The sequence below is a fragment of the Rhizobium sp. SVR5-2C genome, assembly GCF_056755115.1.
This window is the reverse complement of record NZ_JBNDHT010000082.1, coordinates 1-19,697: the sequence shown is the minus strand read 5'-3', so window position 1 is coordinate 19,697 and position 19,697 is coordinate 1. Positions and strand designations below refer to the sequence as shown.

Genomic DNA, 19,697 nt, shown 5'->3' with positions numbered 1-19,697 from the left:
TATCCTCCAATAATCTTAGGAAAGCCGGTCATTGGCCGGCAGAACGATGCAGGCCTCCGGCGCGATTTCGAGCGTGATCGGATCACCGATGGCGGGATCGGCGCCGCGGCCGAGCAGGCACCGCACCTTTATGCCGTTCGCCTGGACGTCGACCTCCATCACGGCGCCGACGAAGAGGGCAAAATCGATCGTTCCGGAGAAGTGGTTGATCCCCGATGTGTTGATCGCCGATGCGACACGCAGGTCCTCGGGACGCAGGCTGAGCTGGGCCTCGTCGCCAATCTTCAGGCTTTCGGTCGGATCGGTGCCGCGGAACTTGCCGAGCGGCGTGTCGACCAGCACGACATGCGAGGCGGAATCGACTTCAAGGATCCGGCCGGAGACGAAATTGGTCGTGCCGATAAAGCTCGCGGTGAAGGTATTGCGCGGCTTGCGGTAGATCTGTGTCGGGCGACCATGTTCGACCACCTTGCCGTCCTTCATGACGACGATCCAGTCGGACATCGCCAGCGCTTCCGCCTGGTCGTGCGTGACATAGATGGACGTCAGCCCGATCTGGCGCTGCAGCCGGCTGAGTTCCGCGCGCATCTCGCCGCGCAGCTGGGCGTCGAGGTTGCTGAGCGGTTCGTCGAATAGCAGCGCCTTCGGCTTGCCGACCAGCGCGCGGGCTATGGCGACGCGCTGCTGCTGCCCGCCGGAAAGGCGCGGTGCCGGCCGGTCGGCGAGATGCGCCAGGCGCACGACCTCCAGCGCTTCCATGGCAACCTTGCGGCGTTCCGCCTTCGGTATGCCCCGCCCTTCCAGGGCATAGGCGACGTTTTCGAGCGCCGTCATATGCGGCCAGATGGCATAGGACTGGAAGACCATGCCGAGAGAGCGCCGATTCGGCGGCACGAAGATGCCGGCTTGCGGATCGGCGACCGTCTGGCCGTCGATGACGATGCGGCCGCTGCTGGCGCGTTCGAGACCGGCGATGCAGCGCAGCGTCGTCGTCTTGCCGCAGCCGGAGGGGCCAAGCAGCGTCACCATCTCGCCGCGGTCGACATTCAGGCTGACGCCGCTGACCGCAAAGATACTTTCGGAACCGGTCGGGAAGCCCTTCTTGAGCTGTTCGATGGTAATCATTTTGCTCCTCGCCTGATCTGACGCGGTGATGGATATTCGGAATGAGAAGTGGGAGCGGCCGACATTAGAGCTGCTCCTTGACGCCGTAGCGTCGGCCGATGGCGTTCGAGATCGAAACCAGGATCATCAGCACCAGGAACATCAGCACACCGAAGGCGCTGACGCTCATGAAGGAGCCCTGTTCCCAAAGATCGTAGATGACGACCGCCGCGGTGCGGTTGTCGGCGCGGGCAAGCATGAGGGCCAGCGTCAGTTCGCGATAGGCATGCACCATCACCCAGAACCAGGCGCCGAGCAGGCCGGGCTTCAGCAGCGGCAGCATGATCTTGAAGAAGTTGCGCACCCAGGAGACGCCGGCCACCTGGGCCGCTTCCTCGAGCTCGCTGTGGATCTGGCCCATCGACGTCGACACGAAACGCAGCGAGACGGGCATGAATTTCGTGACATAGGCGAGGAAGATGATGGTCAGCGTTCCGATAACGGGAAGCGGTACCAGCAGGTAGAACCACATGAAGGCGGCGCCGAGTACGACGCTCGGGATGGCGATCGAGCCGAAGGCCAGGAAATCCAGGACCCTGCGGCCCGGCATGCGGCTCTTGTGGGCGAAATAGGCAATCAGCGTCACGAAGAGTACAACGAAGGTCGCGGTGACAACGCCGAGGATCGTGCTGTTGATCATCGGATTGATGAGATAGTCGTCCTTGAAGAGATCGGCATAGTTCTTCAGTGTCATCGTCTCGAAGGCGATCGCGCTCGGCGGCTGGTAGAAGGGCAGCAGCGAGACATAGACCATCATCAGGAACGGCAGGATGGTGATCATGAAGACCAGCAGGAACGAGACGGCGAAGGTCACGTATCGCCATTTGCCGAGATCGGTCTTGCGCGGTTTGAAGTCCTTGCCCGTGATGGTCTGGTAGCGCTCGCCATGGCGCACGAGCCTGAAATAGAAGGCGAGCAACACGATCGCCAGCACCAGCATCGCCATCGAATAGGCGCCGGAAAGGCCCCAATCGACTGGTGTCTGCGAGGTGTTGAAGAAGATCTCCGTCGAATAGACCTTGATATCGGCGCGCCCGCCGATCAGCAGCGGCACCTCAAAGGTCTCGACCGTGGTGATGAAGAGCAGCAGCAGGGCGGCGCCGACGGCAGGCAGCGCAAGCGGCAGCGAGATGCGGAAGAGGGTACGGAAAGTCCCCGCCCCCGTCATGGTCGAGGCTTCCTCGAGGCGCGGGTCCATTGCCTGAAAGGCCGAGGACAGCAGCAGATAGGCGAGCGGCACCATCTCGATCGCATGGATCCAGACCATGCCGCCGAAGCTGTAGACATTGAGGAAATTGCGGATGCCCGTGGCATTCTTGATCAGCGCATTGAGGATGCCGATGTTCGGGCTTGCGAGCAGGATCCAGACGATGGTGATCAGAATGCTCGGAATGACGATGCGTGCCAACATGATCGTGCCGATCAGCTTGGCGCAGGGCGTGTTCGTCCGCTCCACCACCCAGGCGATGAAGGCGCCGAAGACAAAGGCAAGCAGCGTCGAAGCGAGTGAGAAAGTCAGCGTCTCGTAGGTCGCGCCCCAGAATTCCGAGGTGCCGAAGGCCTTGACGTAATTATCGAAGCTGAAGGTGGTGAGGCTGAGGAAGCCCTCTTCCCCCGGCCGCATCGTCTTGAAGCTTGTCCAGACGATCATGATGAATGGCAGCACGACCTGATAGACGAGCACCAGCATGACCAGAACGAAGACGACGCCACGCCAGCTTATGGCCGGGTTGCCCATCGTCGGTCTGCGCGACACCTGATCGGAAGGCGCCATTTTTTCGACTGCAGTCATTGATCCACTATCCAGGTTGCTAGTGCAGCGCCGTGCCGCCGGAGACATCGAGGCAACTGCCCGTGATGTGGCTTGCCTGTTCCGAGAGCAGGAAGGCGACGGCATTGCCGACATCGCGCGGGCTTGTCGGCGTGCCGAGCGGCGAGCGCGTCTCGCTGTCGATATCCTTCTTCCAGCGTGCCGCCGTATTGCCGGGCGCCACCGTGTTCACGCGGATGCCGTGCCGCCCCACCTCCTGAGACAGCGACTGGGTGAAGGCGATGATCGCCGCCTTGGATGCAGAATAGATCGAGGCCTGCGGTCCGCCACGAAGGCCGCGGGCCGCCGTGATGCTGACAATGCCGCCGCGCTTGCGGGCGATCATGTCGGGCAGCACCGAGCGGCAGCAGTTCAACACGCCCTTGAGATTGATCTCCAGCATGCGGTCCTGCTCCTCGATCGTGAAATCGATGAAGTCCTTCTTCGGGATGCCGATGCCGCGTCCGCCGCCGGCGACGTTGACGAGCGCATCGACACCGCCATGGCGCGCCTTGACGGCCTCGATAACGCCAGCGATTTCGTCCGGCTTCGTCACGTCCATGCGATGAACTTCCGACCGGGCCGGTTCGGGAAGGCCCGCGGCCACCTGGTTGGCATTGTCGACGTTGATGTCGGTGATGGCGACATGCCATCCGGCTTCATTCAGACATTGGGCTATAGCTTCGCCGATCAGGCTCCCGCCGCCCGTAATCATTGCTACGTGCATAATGGAGAACCTTAATCCAGCGGCCGGTAGGCTTCGGGCTTCAGACCAGACGACTTCAGAATGTAGTCCGCCATTTCGGCGCGCCGGGGGATCCACACCTCGCCCTGATACTGCTTGACGTAGCGGATCATCGCTTCGAGCGCGGTGGCGATATTCGGCCGGCCGCCCAGTTCGGCGTGGACGATGACGTCGACGGCGCCGGGCCGTCCACGCAATGCTTCCTGATAGATATAGTCAAAGGAGGTCTTGAAGCCTTCGAAATAGGTGGTTGCATTGCCGAGCCCGTTTGACCAGGCGCGCCAGTCATTGGCGTAGTTGAGTTTCGGGATCACTGCAATTTGCCTGCCGGAGACCTCGGCGATATAGGGCACGTCGTCGTCGAACGCATCGCCGAACCAAGTATAGCCCTCGTCGGCCACGATGCCGAGCGTTTCGGCCGTCACCAGATTGCCTGGACCGGCCCAACCGACCGGGCGTTCGCCGGTGCACTCGGTGATGATGCGGGTGCAGCCGCGTACTTCCTCGCGCTGCTCCTCCGGCGTCAGATCCGTCATGTGGTGATCGTTGGTCATGCCATGGCTGCAGATCTCATGACCGGCGGCATAAAGCGCCTTGACGGTGTCCGGCCACTTCTCGACGGCGTAACCGTTGACGCCGATCGAAGCATGGACATCGTGTCTGTCAAATATATCCATCAACCGCCAGATGCCGACCGCGCCACCATAATTGGCGTGCGAGAGCGACGAGACGTTGACCGGTATCTTTGGCGACTTCTTGAAACGCCCACTTTTCTGAAAGGCCTCGTAGGCAACGCGGAATGTGCAACAAACGAGTTTATCCTCTGGCCAACGCAGCTTCGGCTGCGGCCACTGAACGCCATAATGCATGATAGCAGTTCCCCTGCTGATATTTGTTGTTTGACATTCGAAGGGCTAGCACGTCATAAAATATTTGACAATGCCCTTAATACATTTGACAACCTTATGCGTCGAAACACCACGAACTTGACAATAAGGGGAACCCAATGAAGATCATAAAGCGCGTGCAGAGCATGGGAATTTTGCTGGCTGTCACCGTGGGGCTGACGGCAGGTGCTGCAAGCCGCACATTCGCGCAGGAATTAACCGCGGACGAAAAGATCTATGCCGATCTAGCCAAGCTCGATCCGGCGGAGCGCCAGAAAAAGATCGAGGAAGGCGCCAAGGCCGAGGGCGAACTTTCCCTCATTCATACCTGGCGTGGCGAACTGTCCCGCGATCATCTGAAGCTTTTTCAGAAGAGATATCCCTTCCTCAAGGTCGAGCTCATCGATATCGGTTCGCAGGATGCCGCCGACCGGCTGCTCGCCGAAGAGACCGCGGGCCGCCATCTAACGGATGCGATCAACATGTCACTGGGCGACAGTAGTGGCGTGCGGCAGCTCTTTGCTCATTATCCAACACCTGCCACCAAGGCCATCCTGCCGCAATACAACGGCTTCCTCGATCCGGATAACCGTTGGGTTCCCTTTTACTGGAGCGAACACGGCATCTCCTACAACAGCAACATGCTGACACCCGAACAGGCGCCTAAGTCGTGGGAGGATCTCTGCAAGCCGGAATATAAGGGCCAGGTTTCCTTTGATCCACCGGAAGTGCGCTTCCTGCTCGGCATGTACGCCATTCTTGGCCCTGACAAGATCGAGAACTGGATGAAATGCATCGGCGAGAATGATCCGATCATCCAGCGCGGCCATACCCAGCGCGTCCAGCTGATGGCCGCCGGCGACCACGCGATCCAGGGCGACAACTATCTCTACCAAGGCCTTCTGATGAAGAAGGAGAACCCCTCCACGCCGTTCCAGCCGGTCTGGTCGGCTCCCGTCCAGGCGACCGCCGGCGTGATGATCATCAACAAGAACGCGCCGCATCCCTATGCCGCGGCCCTCTGGTGCGACTGGGTGCTTTCCGACGAAAGCCAGAAATATACCGCCGAGCGATATCGTGGCCCGGTAACCATTCCGCATCCGTATATGCCGGCCGACGCCAAGATCGTCATCTCGGACTCCTCCGACCCAGCGCTCGGCAAGCGCCTACTCGATATGTGGGACAAGTATGCTACGCATGGCAAGGACTGACGGCTGACAGCCTGCGTTCAGGACGATATCACGGGCCGGACGACGGCCCGTTTTTAATTTTCCGAGACCACGTTGTCCGCCCGGATTGCGTAAGATATCGAGCCGTTTTTCCCAGCCGCTGCCTATCATCACCCAGCGTCGTTGTTATCCAACGGTGGGTTCGTTTCTGGCGTTTAGTTGAGACTGGCCAAGTCCGGACTGCTCGGATCCGGCATCCGCCCCGCCGGAGGATGCCGAGATCGTGCACATTGAAGTCTCCGCCCTGGGATTCACGATCGGACGCGATGGCGACGTGCCTTATCCGCATTTCCCGTTGGCGGATTGCCCAGTGCATGACTGCGCCACTCCATCGTGTGGACCCCGCTCCAGCTACGTGCAAGCCGTCCTACCTATACACCCTGCAGATGTGCGCCTCCTAGGAAACCGCAATTTCAAGGCCGCGGGAACCGCGGTTAGCTCCTGTTTTTAAACCATGCAGGACAAGGCGCGACGGTATCAAACCACGTTCAAGGCGCAATAAAGGTTGGCTTTAAATACACAATATTTGAAACATCAAGGAGGATAGGATGGTTGCTATAAGCTCTTCTGCCAACACAAATAACCAGGCGTCGGTGCTTACCTCACTGCAGCCCGTAGCCGCGGAAGCGGTGAAAGTACGATCTGAGCATTCGCAAACGGATCGTAGTTGGCTTAGCGACCTCGTGATCGAGGGATCGGACGACAATGTTGACGATTTCATCTACGATTCTACCGGAAAACTTTCTAAGGGCGATCCCGAGGATCCGGTGAATTTCTGGGAGGCGCCGACCTCCACCGATGAAACGGGAGACGTCATCGGAACTGCTCCAGTCGCGACCCCATGGACCCAGACCTTCTCGTCAGTCGACCACTTCAAGACCGCGCTCCACAGCTACCTTAGGCAAAAGGTCGCCTCGCCTGAAGTGCAGGAAGCGCTCCGAAATGCCGCGATCATGACGCCGGAAAAACAGGCGCTCAAAGATGGTGTTGTCAGGGGCACCGCGCCTGAACGCGCAGATGACATGGTCAAGATGGTAAGTATGCTCAATGAGATGATCAAAGCATCTCATTCAGAGCGTTATAAGGAAAACGACGATTACCGGCAAAGCGTTGATACACGCACCGCAATGTTCAAGCGAATTATCACCAATGATTACGGATACCTGAAGAGAGAAACGGACATGAGTGCCCCGCTGATCGTCGCCAATGACGACGGCACCTACTCGCTTCCCAATCTCACAATCAGCTACAAAGGCGAAGTGCTCTACACACACACTTCGTAGTATTTTGCCACGGGGCCGGCTGGCCGGCCCTGGACCCGCAGCGCTATTGCCCCCACGGCATCGATTGGACCGGCAAACGGGTAGCATCCGATCAGGACTATGCAAAGCACGTGCGTGACGTCGACGCGCCGAGCCCGGCGCGCTTCCATGCCGATCCCCGCCGGCTCTTCGAGGCTTCCGGATCTTCCGGCAAGGTCATCGTTTTTGCGGTACGGCTCGATACATTCGAGGCGACGAAGGATGCGAAAGTGTTCTATGTCGGGACCAACGATCTCAATGAACTTGCCCATATCCGCCGCACGATGCTCGCGTCCTTCGCGTCGCTTCCGATCGCGGCCGAGTATATCCACCGGAACGCCTTTGATTCGCCGAGCGCTACGCCACGTGTTTCATCAGGACTACGTAATCCGCCAGGGCGTCGACTGGCTGGAGACTGAACACAAGATCCTTGAGCTGCTCGACAAGCGTAACGCCCGTTATCCGGCGGAGCACAATGTCCGCCGCCTCCACCGTGCCGACGAGGTCGCCGCCGCCCACTATCGCGACCTCGATCCATGCAACTGCTTCAATCCGGGCATCGGCCAAACGTCCAAGCTGCCACGCTGGCGCTAGTCAGATGGAATTGGACGATTTTCGCCTTGCATAATTATCGATAACATGCAGTTTTATCGATAATTTGTGACTTGGAGCATTGTCGACATGAAGAAATTAGGCGCAACCGCGCAGAGCGCTCGTGAAAGCAACAATCGATCGCCTCACACCTCGCTAGATGAGGCTCATATTATCTATAATTTACCTTTCAACGATCTACTCTTCCGCGCGCAAAGCGTTCATCGCATGCACTTCGACCCAAACACCGTGCAGATGAGCCGACTCCTATCGATCAAGACCGGCGGATGTGCGGAGGACTGTGGGTACTGTAGCCAGTCCGCCCACTATCCGACCGGCCTGAAGGCGTCGAAGCTGATGGAGGTGGAACGGGTTCTCACCGAGGCCCACAAGGCCAAGGATGCAGGCGCAACACGGTATTGCATGGGTGCGGCTTGGCGCAGTCCAAAAGACCGGGACATGGACTCGCTGGTCGCAATGGTTGAAGGCGTGAGAGCGCTCGGCATGGAAACCTGCATGACGCTCGGCATGTTGACAGAGGCTCAAGCGGACAAGCTCGCAGAGGCCGGCCTTGATTACTACAACCACAACATAGACACGTCCGAGCGCTTCTATCCCGAAATCATCACCACACGAAGCTTCGAGGACCGGCTCGACACGTTGGAAACCGTACGAGCAGCCGGGATCAAGGTCTGCGCAGGCGGTATCCTGGGGATGGGCGAGACCGCTGAGGACCGGATCTCGATGCTGCTAACGCTGGCAAATTTGCCCGTTCCGCCGGAAAGCGTGCCGATCAACCAGCTTATCCCCATTCCTGGCTCCAAGCTGGCCAATGCAGCGCCTGTCGATTCGATCGATTTCGTGCGCACGATCGCGCTGGCGCGCATCCTGATGCCGACGTCGCATCTGCGCCTTTCGGCTGGACGCACCGAGATGAGCGACGAGATGCAGGCGCTCTGCTTCTTCGCCGGTGCCAACTCCATCTTCGTCGGCGACACGCTTCTGACGGCAGACAACCCCGGCGAGGACCACGACGCAGCACTCTTCCGCCGCCTCGGGCTCGCTCCGATGACGCTGGAGCCGGCTGAGTGACTGGGCCAATGCTGTCCGGATATGCAGCCACACTTGAGGGCCTGCAGCGCAAGGCGAGGCTACGCAGTCTTTCGCCGCAACGAGGCGTGGACTTCACCTCCAACGATTTCCTTGCTCTTGCAGGCGCGCCCCGCCTGAAAGAGGCGATCATGGCCGCAATGGAGAGAGGCGTTCCGGCGGGTGCAGGCGGTTCCCGCCTGCTGCGCGGCAACCACCCGGAACACGAAGCGCTGGAGACGGAAGCCGCCGTTTTTTTCGGCGCTGATCGCGTGCTCTATTTCGGCAGCGGCTACGCCGCCAATTCCGCGCTGTTTTCGACCTTGCCCCAACGCGACGATCTGATCGTGTACGACACGCTGATCCATGCCAGCGCCCATGAGGGCATTTCGGCCAGCAAGGCGGCGGGTGTCAGTGTTTCGCATAACGATGCGAACGCCTTCGATGAGGCAATCCGAAACTGGCGCAAGGACGGCGGCAGGGGCCGGCCCTGGATTGCGGTCGAGAGCCTCTACTCCATGGATGGAGACAAGGCCCCGCTCGCCGAACTTGTCGACGTCGCCGACCGTCACGAAGGGTTTCTGGTGATCGACGAAGCCCATGCGACCGGCGTATTCGGCGCGGGCGGCAAGGGGCTTGCGGCAGGGTTGGAGGGCCGGGAGAACGTGCTTGCCCTGCATACCTGCGGCAAGGCGCTCGGCGTATCGGGGGCCTTGCTCGCAGTACCGGGCGTCCTTGCGGACTATCTTGTCAACCGTGCCCGCGCCTTCATCTATTCCACCGCGCCCTCGCCTCTCATGGCGGCAGGTGTGCGAGAGGCCCTACAGATGGTGGAGGAAGAACCTGACCGCCGCGAAGCTCTGGAACGCCTCGTCGCACTTGTCGGCGAAGGATTGGCAAGACGGTTCGGCATGGAGCCGAGCCGGTCGCAGATCCAGCCGGTCCTGATTGGCGATAACGCTCGGGCCGTACGAATTGCCGAGATCCTTCAGGCCGAAGGCTTTGACATCCGCGCAATCCGACCGCCGACCGTACCTGAGGGCACTGCGCGTCTCAGGCTGTCAATCACCCTCAACGTCGATCCGCAGCAGATTGCGTCCATGCTGGATTGCCTCGCCGCCGCCATGGAGGAACACAGGAGATGACCGCCCGTTTCGTGGTATCCGGTACCGATACCGGCATCGGCAAGACCGTCTTCGCCGCAGCGCTGGCCGGTGCGCTCAACGCCCGATACTGGAAACCGGTGCAATCTGGTCTGGAGGGCGAGACGGACAGTGACGTAGTCTCCAGGCTAAGCGGTTTGCCCGCTGAACACATCCTGCCGGAAGCCTATCGCCTGACCGTTCCAGCCTCGCCGCACCTTTCGGCGCGTCTCGACGGCGTGGAAATCGACATGGCCAAGCTTGAGCCGCCGACCTGTGCCGATCCGCTGGTCATCGAGGGGGCTGGTGGCCTGCTGGTTCCGCTCACCGAAAAGACCGTCTTTGCCGATGTTTTCGCGCGCTGGCGCATTCCCGTCATCCTCTGCGCCCGAACATCGCTCGGCACCATCAATCACTCGCTGCTGTCCATCGAGGCGCTGCGCAACCGCGACATCCCTATCTGCGGCGTGGCGTTCATTGGCGCGGAAAATGCCGATACCCAGGCCACCATCGCTGCCATCGGGCGGGTGAAAGTCTTGGGCCGGTTGCCGTTCGTGGAAAGGCTGACGCGGGAAAACCTAAGCCGCGCCTTCCGCGAGAATTTCGATACTGCATCCCTGATGGAGGCACGCGCGTGATCCCCTCACCCGTCTGGCACCCCTTTACACAGCATGCCCTCGAAGCGCCGATGAAGCGCATCGTCGCGACAGAAGGCGCATATTTGTTCGATGAGGATGGCAATCGCTTCCTCGACGCAATCTCGTCGTGGTGGGTGATTACGCATGGCCATCGCCATCCCGGCATCATGGCTGCAATCCGCGAAACGACGGAGGCCTACGACCAGATCATCTTCGCGGAGTTCACCCACGAGCCCGCAGAAGCCCTCGCGGCAGGTCTGCTCGACTTCGCCCCTCGAGGACTGCAGCACGTCTTCTACTCGGACAGCGGATCGACGGCGGTCGAGGTGGCGATCAAGATGGCGCTCGGCACCTTCTACAATCGCTCTGTCGCGCGTGACCGTATTGTCGTGATGGAACACGGCTATCATGGCGACACGATCGGTACTATGTCCGCGGGAGAGCGTGGCGTGTTCAATGCGCCCTTCGAGCCGCTGCTGTTCGGCGTGGACCGCCTTCCCTTTCCCGAACCAGGTCGCGAACAGGAAACCCTTGATGCGTTCGAGACCATCTGCCGCTCAGGCAGGGTCGCCGCAATTCTGGTCGAACCGCTGGTGCTCGGCGCGGGCGGCATGAAGATCTATGGCAGTGCCATCCTCTCCGCCTTGAAGGACATCGCCGGCCGATACGGTTGCCTATTCATTGCCGACGAAGTGATGACTGGTTGGGGTCGCACCGGAACGCGCTTTGCCTGCGAACAGGCAGGTGTGACGCCGGATATCCTGTGTACGTCGAAGGGGCTGACCGGGGGTGCGCTTCCCCTCGCGGCAACTCTGTGCACCGGAGAGATATTCGAAGCCCATCTGTCCTACGACCGCCGAAAGACGTTTTTCCATTCGAGTTCCTACACGGGCAACCCAATCGCCTGCGCGGCGGCTGTCGCCAATCTGCAAGTCTGGCGCGACGAGCCGGTAGAAACCCGGATCGCCGAGCTTGCAGCGCAGCACACGCAGCATTTGCAACGCTTCGAGAACGACAAGCGATTTGCAAACGTCAGACAGTGCGGGACGATCGCCGCCCTCGATCTCGCAGTACCCTCCGGCGGTTACCTGGCGGAAGTGGGACCCCGTATGCGCAGGATGTTCCGCGAGCGCGGAATGCTTTTGCGCCCGCTCGGAAACGTCATCTACCTGATGCCGCCTTATTGCGCGAGCGCCGGGGATATCGCGGCGGCCTATGAGGCGATCGACGAGGTCGTCTCGCTCGTTCTGGAGGAGACGGTATCTTGACACCGCTGTCTTCCCGCTTCGCCGGATTCGGTCATGCCGTTCCATCCCGCATCGTGCACAATGCGGAAATCGAAGCCCGCCTTGGTCTCGAAGAGGGCTGGATCGAAAGACGCACCGGCATCCGATCCCGCCGCTGGGCAAAAGAGGGAGACACGTTGAGCGGTCTTGCGGCCGAAGCCGGGAAAATGGCCCTTGAGGATGCCGGCGTTGCGCCGGACGAGATCGCGATGACCCTGCTTGCGACCTCGACGCCGGATCATCTGCTGCCGCCGTCTGCACCGCTTCTGGCCTATAAGCTCGGACTGGAGAAATCCGGCGCCATCGATCTTGCCGGAGCGTGTTCGGGCTTCCTCTACGCGCTGACGCTCGCTGACGGCTTCGTGCGTGCGCACGGTCGCGCAGTGCTGATCGTCGCAGCCAACATTTTAAGCCGCCGCATCAACCCTGCGGAACGTGCCAGCGCCGCCCTGTTCGCGGACGGCGCTGGTGCGGTGGTGCTTGCCCCCTGCAGCAACGGGCAAAGCGGCCTCAGGGCAGCCGTCCTCGCGTCTGATGGAAGTGGCTACGATCTGATTGGCATTCCCTCGGGCGGCAGCAACAGGCCTTTCTCTCCGGAGATCCCGGCGGATCAGGCCCTGATGTCAATGCGCGATGGGCGAGAGGTTTTTTCCCGGGCTGTCGATCTCATGACGCAGACCTCGCGCCAGGCGATGACCGATGCGTCTGTAACAGTCTCTACCGTTGACCGCTTCATTCCGCACCAGGCCAATGTCCGCCTTTGCGAGGCGGTTCGCCACAATCTGGCTCTGGAGGAGCGCAAGGTCGTCAGCACGATCGCGGAATTCGGCAACTCGTCGGCCGCGACCATTCCTTTGTCCCTCTCCATCCAACATCGACACAAGCCACTGAAGTCCGGAGAGCACCTGTTGATGACCGCCGCAGGCGCGGGACTGAGCGGTGGGGCCGCTCTCTTTACTATGTGAGTTCGTGGGTTGAGAAACGACGCTGGACCGCTTGCGCAGGCTCTGCGGAGCCTGCGCGCGACACTGGTGGCGAGAGCTGAGCGTTTTTGCTGCGGTGCGACGAAGGGAATTTCTGACCGCCGAAAAGACCGATACAAAGCGTTGCACGCCCCGCTTTTCCTGAATCGATTTTGGGATATTCGGAGGAGGCACTGCGGGCATCTGACTGGCGGGTTAGCCGCTGGCGCAGATCGTGTTACATCATGCGCGCTCAATTGTCGCAACAATGTCTTAGGCTTCTAGAGCTTACATCGCTTCGATGCCGCTTCACGATACGCCACATCACTGACGTGCTTTTGCAACACCTGTTTCCGGGACATAGCGGATGAGCAAGGTGGCCACAGCCGCCGCCGATAATGCCGTAAAGAAAAATGAGGCTGGATAGCCGAAGTATTCGGACATGGCGACGAACATGATCGGGCTCAGCGTCGTTCCGCCCTGGCCGGTGAAGCGCCACAAGCCGAGGAAACGTCCGCGCGCCTGCGGCGGAGCGACATCGGCCCCAACCGTTTGAATGGATCCGCCGGTCAGCGCCTGTAACGCTACAGCGATAAAAAACAGAACCGTGTACCAGACGAAGCCAAGGCCTATCAGTGTCGACAGGCCGAGCGCTGCCATCGCGACCGCGACACCGCTGAAGCCCGGCACCATTGTGCGCTTGCGGCCGAACTGATCCATCATCCAGCCTGCCAGAAAGCCGATCGGCAAAGAGAGAAGTGCAGCACCGGTTGCCAGATAGCCGATTTGCTGGGGGCCGAGATGATAGGTGAAGGCAGCATAGAGATGCAGAAGGTCGGCCATGATCGGGCCACGGGTAAGCCCGGCAAAGAGAGCTACACCGAAGTAGGGAAGACGTGGCCGGATGATCTCCCATGCCGTTAACGGAGGTGCTTTGCTGTCTTTGCTATTCGATCCGACGTCTGGATTGTTGCGCGGCGTATCGGCGGCGAACAAAAACGCAGGCACGAAAGCGATCAATGCAAGAAGTCCATAGGCGAGGAAAGGAGCACTCGGGCCCCAAGTGCCTGCTATGAACCCGCCGAGGACCGGCCCGGCCAGCGCCCCGGTGTTGTTCATTCCGAACATCCAGCTCACCTGCTTGCCGCGCTGCTGGGCTGGCGCGTGATGAGAAATCCCCGCCAACCGCGCCATCAACCACATCTGCGCCGCAACTCCATCAAGGAACCGAAGGATCAGTAGTTCCGGAAACGAAAATGCGAAGGCCGCCAGAAACGCCATAAGCGACGTCAGCAGAGGCCCTGCGATCATGACAGGACGACGCCCGAGACGATCAATCAACCATCCGGAAGGAATAGTCCCGAAAAGGTTGCCCAGCAAGAAAGCGGTCACGACGCCGCTGGCCACGCTGAAGTCTACGTCGAAGGATTTCGCCAAGGTGGGAACGGCAGGCACAGCGATCCCGGCGCCAAGGGCGAAGATCAGCGCCGGCAGGTAGGTCGATAAGAAAATGTTCCAGGAAAGCGCGCGGCCGGTCTGCGAGATATTGGAGGCTGCTTGCTGAGGCGGGGTGTAGCTGCTGTTGCTCATGGCGGGTCAAATATCGCTTTATGAATTAATACATTGCGTGGTTACGGTTGGGCGCGCCGGCCGCGTAGAGGAATCGTGCGGCTGTCGATCGAAGTACGCTCGTTTATATAGTTCCATTATCCTGCTTTTTGCATGCCCGCATGCCGGAATTCACCTCTAATCGCGCCGATCGCGAGCAACTACGTCTAGGCGACAATCAACCACCATGAATGGACGGATCGAGGCGCGCAGGTATCAGGCCGAGCCTGCCTTGCGTGCTGCGGCGAGATTATCGAAAACAGCCGCACCGAGAAACATGGTGTCGCTGGCAAGAACAAAGAAGCTGATCCCTGCCTGCCGCCATCTGCCGACATCGGCGGGCGACGGCCGGAAGATGCCGACGGCGCGACCCGCTTGTAAGGCCGCGGACGTGATCGTGCCGATCGCGCGGTCCAGCTTTTCCTGGCCGGCCGGTCCCATGGCATCGATAGAAACCGACAAATCGCCGGGACCGATGAAAATCAGATCCACGCCTTCAACGGCGGCAATCTGCTCGATGTTGGCCAGCCCCTCGGCCGTCTCGACCTGTATCGCCAGCACCAGCGTCTCGTTGGCCTTCGCCAGATAGTCCGGGATGCGGTAGCCGTAGCCCGCCGCTCGTCCGGGGCCAACGCCGCGGCTGCCGATCGGTGGGTAGCGAGTGGCAGACACGGCGGCCTTGGCCTGTTCGGCGGTCGAAACCCTGGGGACGAGGACACCCCCGGCGCCGGCATCGAGGACGGCCGCAATCGCTTCCGGAGCATGACCGGGAACGCGCACCATCGCCGTGACCGAATGGACATCCGCCGCACGCACCAGATCCTCGATACGCTCGCGGCCGATCTGGGCGTGCTCCCAATCAATGCAGATGAAATCAGGCCCGGACTGCGCCATCACCTCGACGGCCACCGGATGCGGGATCGCCGAAAAGGTGCCGACGAGCAACGCCCGATTGAGGCACTGCGTACGAAAATCATTCATGTCAGCATCTCCGGTCGGCTTCCGTGGTCCACGATCGAGAAGGTTTAAACATAAAGCAATTTGCGCTCAAGCCGAAAACATGGCCAAGCTAAGGCATAGGCAGCGCGCGAAGCTGCTCGACACAGAGGAAGCAGTACCGTGAAGCAGCATCCGCTCAAAGGCGCAAATCGCCTGAAACTCGGCGTTTTCTCCGCGAACGCCGATGGCGGCCTTGCGATCACGGACGTCCCCGAGCGCTGGACCGCGGGCTGGGCCGACAATCTGACGGCCGCGCAGATCGCCGATCGCGCCGGTTTGGAGTTCTTGCTTCCAATCGCCCGCTGGCGGGGTTTCGGGGGCAAGAACCGCGTGCGCGAGTGGTCCTTTGAGACATTCACCTGGGCAGCCGCCCTTGCGGCTTCCACCGAGCGGATCGGATTGTTCATGACCGTCCATGTGCCCCTTGTCCACCCGCTCTATGCCGCCAAGGCACTGGCGACCGTCGATCATGTCAGCGGCGGACGTGCTGGGTTGAATATCGTCTGCGGATGGAATCCTAAGGAGTTTGCCATGTTCGGCACGTCGCTGGTCGAAAAAGGATATGATCAGGCTGACGAATGGCTTCAGGTGCTGGAGCATGCTTATGCGGCAGATGCGCCGTTCGACTACAACGGGACCTATTACAAGCTGACGCAGGCCATCAGCCGGCCCGCGAGCCTGCAAAGCCCCCGTCCGGTCACGATGAACGCGGCCTTCGGCGGACCGGGGCGGGATTTTGCAGCCAGGAGCTGCGACTACCTGTTCACGACCTTCTCGGAGATCCGCGAAGCAGGAAAACCTGTAGCCGACATCCGCGCCCGCGCCGAAGCCAATAAACGCGAGGTCGGCGTATATACGGTGTGCCACGTCGTCTGCCGGGAGACGCAGGCCGAGGCAGACGACTACTATCATCGCTACGCCGTTACGCTGGCCGATCACGAGGCGGTCGATGTCCATATGGCCAGCAAGAAGGAGTTCTCGCAATCACATGACCGCGAGGCTTACGATCGCTACCGTCAGCGCTTTGCCGGCGGTGCCGGCAGCTATCCGCTCGTTGGAACACCGGAGCGCATCACCGAGGAGATGATCGCCATCTCACAGCAGGGCTACGCCGGCATCGCGCTTTCCTTCGTCAATTATACGCAGGAGCTGCCCTTCTTCTGCGATCGTGTCCTGCCGCTGCTTATGCAGGCCGGCTACAGACAGTGAACGATCGGAGGATGCTTGAAGAAGGGTTTCAAGCGCGGATAGGATCGGCGCCTCGGATCAAAACTCCATTGCAAGAAGAATAGGATAGTGCGGATGGCCCTTGGCCCTGTTTCATCGCGGACGACGATCCAGGAGGCAGTTTACCAGCAACTGCGCAATGCCCTCATGACCGGTAGGTTTGATCCCGGGCAGACGTTGACGATAGCCTCGCTCGCGGAAACATTCGGCACCAGCAACATGCCGGTTCGTGAAGCGCTGCGTCGCCTGGCAGCGGAAAATGCGCTCGAGGTTGCTCCGAACGGCTCGGCGCGCATCCCGCCGGTGACCGCTGCGCGGTTGGACGATCTTGCGCGCGCTCGAATAGCGGTTGAGGGCCTTGCCACCGAGCTCGGTGGCCCGCGGCTGACGCCCGTCGACATCGCGCTGCTCGAATCCATTACCGACCAGCAGCATGCCACAGCGCGAGAGAACGTCTACGAACTCATCGAAATGAATCAACGCTTCCACTTCACTATCTATCGTGCGTCGGGATCCGAGGTTCTGTTGCAGCTGATCGACACGCTTTGGCTTCGGCTCGGTCCCTATATGCGCTTGCTCGCGGGCTCCGTCGGTCCGCTGATCCGCAAGGGAGAGCTCGATCCGGCCGGGTTCCACGGCGTTATCATCGAGGCTCTGAAAGCCGGGGATTTTGCCGCTGCTCGCCAAGCCGTCGTAGACGACATCCGACACACACATGAGATTCTTAGAAATTTCTGCAGCAGAAGTCGCGACTAGCCCTTCCCTAGCCCAGAGATCCGAACCGCGCGTGGTTTGCTTTCCAAAATTAGTTGAACCATCAAATATTTTGTGATCAAATGATCAAACACTGACGCCAGGACATTAGCATCCGCGACAGTTCCATATCATCGGCATTGCAGGAGCGATTATGAGTGTATCGGTTTCCACGAAGGGCTTTACGGGCCAGAACAGCTTCCCCGTCGACGAAGTCCGCGCCATGTTCCCTGCCATACAGAAGGCGGGTGACTTCATTTTCCTCGACAATGCCGGTGGCGCGCAGGTTCCCCAGGCCGTCGTGGACGCCGTTGCGACCCATCTCGTCGACTTCAACGTCCAGCGGATGGCAAAATACCAGCACAGCCAAGGCGTGGACCGCAATCTCGATGAGGCCCGCGAAACTGTCGCGCTCCTCGTCAACGCTTCTCGCCCGGAAGAAATCTCCTTCGGCCTCAACGCGACGTCTTTCATCAGGCTCGTCAGCCTCGGTATCGCCAAGATGCTGCAGGAGCGCAACGAGATCGTCGTCACAGACATGGACCACGACGCCAATATCGCCACCTGGCTTGCGCTTGAAGCGGACGGAGCCAAGGTCGTCTGGTGGCGCATGCGCGAAGACGGCACGTTGCACGTCGAGGATCTGAAGCCGCTCCTGAACGACAAGACCCGTCTCGTCGCTTGCACGGTCACGGCGCATTCAATCGGCACCATTGTCGACGTGGAAGCCGTGGGCAAGCTCGCGCATGCCGCCGGCGCAGAGGTGTTTCTCGATTGCGTCCACTATGGTCCGCATGGCCTGATCGATGTTCAGGCATGGGATTGCGACTATCTGGTCTGCTCCGGATACAAGAATTTTTCCCCGCACATGGGTTTCCTTTGGGGACGCTACGACGCGCTCTGCAAGCTTCCGACGTTCAAGGAGGACTTCATCCCTGATGTGCCGCCCTACAAGATCGAAGTCGGGACGTTCACCTACGAGAACGTCGCAGGCATGAATGCTGCCGTGAAGTACCTCGAAGCCCTCGGTCGCCGTTTCCTGTCCGGCACCGGTCATTCGCGCCGCGAGGCGCTGGCGGCCGCGATGGGCGCGATCCGTGAGTACGAATTGACGCTGTCTCGCGAAATGATCGCCGTCCTGAAGAAGCACGGCGCCGTGATCTACGGGATCTCCGACGAAGAGCGGCTTTCCCAGCGCGTTCCGACCATTTGCTTCAACATTCCCGGCGTCACGCCGCAGCAGATCGCAGCGGATATGGGAGAGGCCGGCATCGGCTTGCGCGACGGTCATATGTTTGCGCCGCGTTTGATGAAGCGGCTTGGTCTGTCGATGGAGCACGGCGCTATTCGTGTCTCGCTCGTTCACTACAACAAGATGGAGGAAATCGCCCGCTTCGATAAAGTGCTGGGCGAGGTTCTTACAAAGCGGAAAGTCTAGCGGGAAGCCGCTGACGACAAAACCGTCTCGGGCGCCTGCGAGACCTTTGAAACTTAAAATTTCTCTTGAATTGCGCCCGAGTTCGAATAACGTTTCCCCGCCGAACGTCGATCCTTGCTTCCGAGCAGCAGGCGTTCGGCCAGAAATGTAAGGACTGATCCTTGTCTTTTTTGGCGTCACCACTTTCCGCGGAAACAGCGAAGGCCCGCCACGCCTTCGAGGGTATCCGCGCACAGATTCGCGACCTCCGAACGGAGAACATCGCAGCGCTGGCGATGCGCGCCCGCGAACTTGGGGATGTCATCCCGCTTTGGTACGGCGAAGGCGATATGGTGACGCCGGCCTTCATCCGCGAGGCTGCCAAGGCGGCGCTGGATGACGGTTTGACCTTTTACATTCCGAACATGCGTGGCCTTGAGGCGTTGAACCAGGCTCTCAGCCGATATCAGTCGGACCTGCACGGCCGACCGATTCCTGTCGAACGGACGACCGTGGCACCGAGCGGCATGCAGGCGCTCTATATTGCCCTGCAGCTTCTCGTCGATATCGGCACGAACGTCGTCTATGTCGCGCCGCAATGGCCGAACATCCACAATGCGATCCATCTGATTGGCGGCGAGCCACGCCCTGTTTCGCTCGACTTCGATACCGATTGGCGCCTCGATCTCGACAAGCTCTTTGCCGCCTGCGATGCCCGCACGCGGGCAATCTTTTTGTCGACCCCGGCCAATCCCACGGGCTGGACGGCCAGTGCGGATGAGATGCAGGCGCTCCTAGAGTTCAGCCGACGCACCGGAATCTGGATCATATCGGACGAAGTCTACGGCC

Annotated in this window: 19 protein-coding genes; 13 read left to right on the top strand and 6 right to left on the bottom strand. The window is 60.3% G+C overall.

What is annotated here, in order from left to right:
• Window positions 1-15 precede the first annotated feature (15 nt).
• The 4 genes from ACPYOI_RS21830 to ACPYOI_RS21815 form a co-directional block, all read right to left on the bottom strand.
• Window positions 16-1,125, bottom strand: coding sequence for an ABC transporter ATP-binding protein (locus ACPYOI_RS21830; protein ID WP_481416959.1), 1,110 nt, complete (start codon window positions 1,123-1,125; stop codon window positions 16-18).
• Between the two features lie 64 nt (window positions 1,126-1,189).
• Window positions 1,190-2,956 (bottom strand): ABC transporter permease, encoded by a 1,767-nt coding sequence (locus ACPYOI_RS21825; protein ID WP_481416960.1) that lies wholly within the window; start codon window positions 2,954-2,956, stop codon window positions 1,190-1,192.
• Between the two features lie 19 nt (window positions 2,957-2,975).
• Window positions 2,976-3,701 carry an SDR family NAD(P)-dependent oxidoreductase gene (locus ACPYOI_RS21820; protein WP_481416961.1) on the bottom strand — a complete coding sequence of 242 codons (726 nt, stop codon included), beginning with the start codon at window positions 3,699-3,701 and terminating at the stop codon, window positions 2,976-2,978.
• A gap of 11 nt (window positions 3,702-3,712) precedes the next feature.
• Window positions 3,713-4,588 (bottom strand): polysaccharide deacetylase family protein, encoded by an 876-nt coding sequence (locus ACPYOI_RS21815; protein WP_481416962.1) that lies wholly within the window; start codon window positions 4,586-4,588, stop codon window positions 3,713-3,715.
• 137 nt (window positions 4,589-4,725) lie between these two features.
• Here ACPYOI_RS21815 and ACPYOI_RS21810 point away from each other — a divergent pair, with 137 nt between their 5' ends.
• The 9 genes from ACPYOI_RS21810 to ACPYOI_RS21770 all read left to right on the top strand — a co-directional run bounded on the left by ACPYOI_RS21810 (window position 4,726) and on the right by ACPYOI_RS21770 (window position 12,847).
• Window positions 4,726-5,817: an ABC transporter substrate-binding protein gene (locus tag ACPYOI_RS21810; RefSeq protein WP_481416963.1), complete on the top strand. Its 1,092-nt coding sequence runs from the start codon at window positions 4,726-4,728 to the stop codon at window positions 5,815-5,817.
• 566 nt (window positions 5,818-6,383) lie between these two features.
• The gene (locus ACPYOI_RS21805; RefSeq protein ID WP_481416964.1) at window positions 6,384-7,118 is read left to right on the top strand and encodes a hypothetical protein; all 735 of its coding nucleotides are present in this window, start codon (window positions 6,384-6,386) and stop codon (window positions 7,116-7,118) included.
• Window positions 7,119-7,420: 302 nt separating this feature from the next.
• The gene (locus tag ACPYOI_RS21800) at window positions 7,421-7,555 is read left to right on the top strand and encodes a hypothetical protein (protein ID WP_481423358.1); all 135 of its coding nucleotides are present in this window, start codon (window positions 7,421-7,423) and stop codon (window positions 7,553-7,555) included.
• Complete coding sequence (locus ACPYOI_RS21795) at window positions 7,503-7,730, top strand: hypothetical protein (RefSeq protein WP_481423354.1); 228 nt, start codon at window positions 7,503-7,505, stop codon at window positions 7,728-7,730. Before ACPYOI_RS21800 ends, ACPYOI_RS21795 begins: the two co-directional genes overlap by 53 nt.
• 87 nt (window positions 7,731-7,817) lie before the next feature.
• A complete protein-coding gene (bioB, locus tag ACPYOI_RS21790) occupies window positions 7,818-8,819 on the top strand; it encodes a biotin synthase BioB (protein ID WP_481416966.1) in 1,002 nt (333 codons plus the stop codon).
• 8 nt (window positions 8,820-8,827) lie between these two features.
• Window positions 8,828-9,961, top strand: a complete 1,134-nt coding sequence (locus ACPYOI_RS21785; protein WP_481417005.1) for an 8-amino-7-oxononanoate synthase — start codon at window positions 8,828-8,830, stop codon at window positions 9,959-9,961.
• Entirely contained in the window at window positions 9,958-10,596 is a 639-nt protein-coding gene (gene bioD, locus ACPYOI_RS21780) for a dethiobiotin synthase (RefSeq protein ID WP_481416967.1), read from the top strand. The genes ACPYOI_RS21785 and bioD overlap by 4 nt, the downstream gene beginning before the upstream one ends.
• Window positions 10,593-11,864, top strand: coding sequence for an adenosylmethionine--8-amino-7-oxononanoate transaminase (locus ACPYOI_RS21775; RefSeq protein WP_481416968.1), 1,272 nt, complete (start codon window positions 10,593-10,595; stop codon window positions 11,862-11,864). The genes bioD and ACPYOI_RS21775 overlap by 4 nt, the downstream gene beginning before the upstream one ends.
• Entirely contained in the window at window positions 11,861-12,847 is a 987-nt protein-coding gene (locus tag ACPYOI_RS21770; RefSeq protein ID WP_481423353.1) for a beta-ketoacyl-ACP synthase III, read from the top strand. Before ACPYOI_RS21775 ends, ACPYOI_RS21770 begins: the two co-directional genes overlap by 4 nt.
• A gap of 321 nt (window positions 12,848-13,168) precedes the next feature.
• Here ACPYOI_RS21770 and ACPYOI_RS21765 read toward each other — a convergent pair whose 3' ends face one another.
• Both ACPYOI_RS21765 and ACPYOI_RS21760 read right to left on the bottom strand, forming a co-directional pair.
• On the bottom strand, window positions 13,169-14,434 hold the full coding sequence (locus ACPYOI_RS21765) for an MFS transporter (RefSeq protein WP_481416970.1): 1,266 nt from the start codon (window positions 14,432-14,434) through the stop codon (window positions 13,169-13,171).
• 234 nt (window positions 14,435-14,668) lie between these two features.
• Window positions 14,669-15,433 (bottom strand): HpcH/HpaI aldolase family protein, encoded by a 765-nt coding sequence (locus ACPYOI_RS21760; protein ID WP_481416971.1) that lies wholly within the window; start codon window positions 15,431-15,433, stop codon window positions 14,669-14,671.
• Window positions 15,434-15,571: 138 nt separating this feature from the next.
• Here ACPYOI_RS21760 and ACPYOI_RS21755 point away from each other — a divergent pair, with 138 nt between their 5' ends.
• From ACPYOI_RS21755 to ACPYOI_RS21740, 4 genes are all read left to right on the top strand, one after another.
• Complete coding sequence (locus ACPYOI_RS21755) at window positions 15,572-16,660, top strand: LLM class flavin-dependent oxidoreductase (protein WP_481416972.1); 1,089 nt, start codon at window positions 15,572-15,574, stop codon at window positions 16,658-16,660.
• 93 nt (window positions 16,661-16,753) lie between these two features.
• Window positions 16,754-17,434, top strand: coding sequence for a GntR family transcriptional regulator (locus tag ACPYOI_RS21750; protein WP_481416973.1), 681 nt, complete (start codon window positions 16,754-16,756; stop codon window positions 17,432-17,434).
• 151 nt (window positions 17,435-17,585) lie between these two features.
• Window positions 17,586-18,869: a cysteine desulfurase-like protein gene (locus ACPYOI_RS21745; protein WP_481416974.1), complete on the top strand. Its 1,284-nt coding sequence runs from the start codon at window positions 17,586-17,588 to the stop codon at window positions 18,867-18,869.
• Between the two features lie 161 nt (window positions 18,870-19,030).
• Window positions 19,031-19,697 (top strand): aminotransferase class I/II-fold pyridoxal phosphate-dependent enzyme (locus tag ACPYOI_RS21740; protein ID WP_481423352.1); only part of this gene is annotated, 667 nt, incomplete at its 3' end.

Bases quoted from the DNA above. Each gene is read 5' to 3' on its own strand.
- ACPYOI_RS21765 (WP_481416970.1), bottom strand. From the start codon at position 14,434: ATGAGCAACAGCAGCTACACCCCGCCTCAGCAAGCAGCCTCCAATATC.
- ACPYOI_RS21830 (WP_481416959.1), bottom strand. From the start codon at position 1,125: ATGATTACCATCGAACAGCTCAAGAAGGGCTTCCCGACCGGTTCCGAA.
- ACPYOI_RS21815 (WP_481416962.1), bottom strand. From the start codon at position 4,588: ATGCATTATGGCGTTCAGTGGCCGCAGCCGAAGCTGCGTTGGCCAGAG.
- bioD (WP_481416967.1), top strand. From the start codon at position 9,958: ATGACCGCCCGTTTCGTGGTATCCGGTACCGATACCGGCATCGGCAAG.
- ACPYOI_RS21820 (WP_481416961.1), bottom strand. From the start codon at position 3,701: ATGCACGTAGCAATGATTACGGGCGGCGGGAGCCTGATCGGCGAAGCT.
- ACPYOI_RS21800 (WP_481423358.1), top strand. From the start codon at position 7,421: ATGCTCGCGTCCTTCGCGTCGCTTCCGATCGCGGCCGAGTATATCCAC.
- ACPYOI_RS21825 (WP_481416960.1), bottom strand. From the start codon at position 2,956: ATGACTGCAGTCGAAAAAATGGCGCCTTCCGATCAGGTGTCGCGCAGA.
- ACPYOI_RS21760 (WP_481416971.1), bottom strand. From the start codon at position 15,433: ATGAATGATTTTCGTACGCAGTGCCTCAATCGGGCGTTGCTCGTCGGC.
- ACPYOI_RS21750 (WP_481416973.1), top strand. From the start codon at position 16,754: ATGGCCCTTGGCCCTGTTTCATCGCGGACGACGATCCAGGAGGCAGTT.
- ACPYOI_RS21810 (WP_481416963.1), top strand. From the start codon at position 4,726: ATGAAGATCATAAAGCGCGTGCAGAGCATGGGAATTTTGCTGGCTGTC.
- ACPYOI_RS21745 (WP_481416974.1), top strand. From the start codon at position 17,586: ATGAGTGTATCGGTTTCCACGAAGGGCTTTACGGGCCAGAACAGCTTC.
- ACPYOI_RS21805 (WP_481416964.1), top strand. From the start codon at position 6,384: ATGGTTGCTATAAGCTCTTCTGCCAACACAAATAACCAGGCGTCGGTG.
- bioB (WP_481416966.1), top strand. From the start codon at position 7,818: ATGAAGAAATTAGGCGCAACCGCGCAGAGCGCTCGTGAAAGCAACAAT.
- ACPYOI_RS21785 (WP_481417005.1), top strand. From the start codon at position 8,828: ATGCTGTCCGGATATGCAGCCACACTTGAGGGCCTGCAGCGCAAGGCG.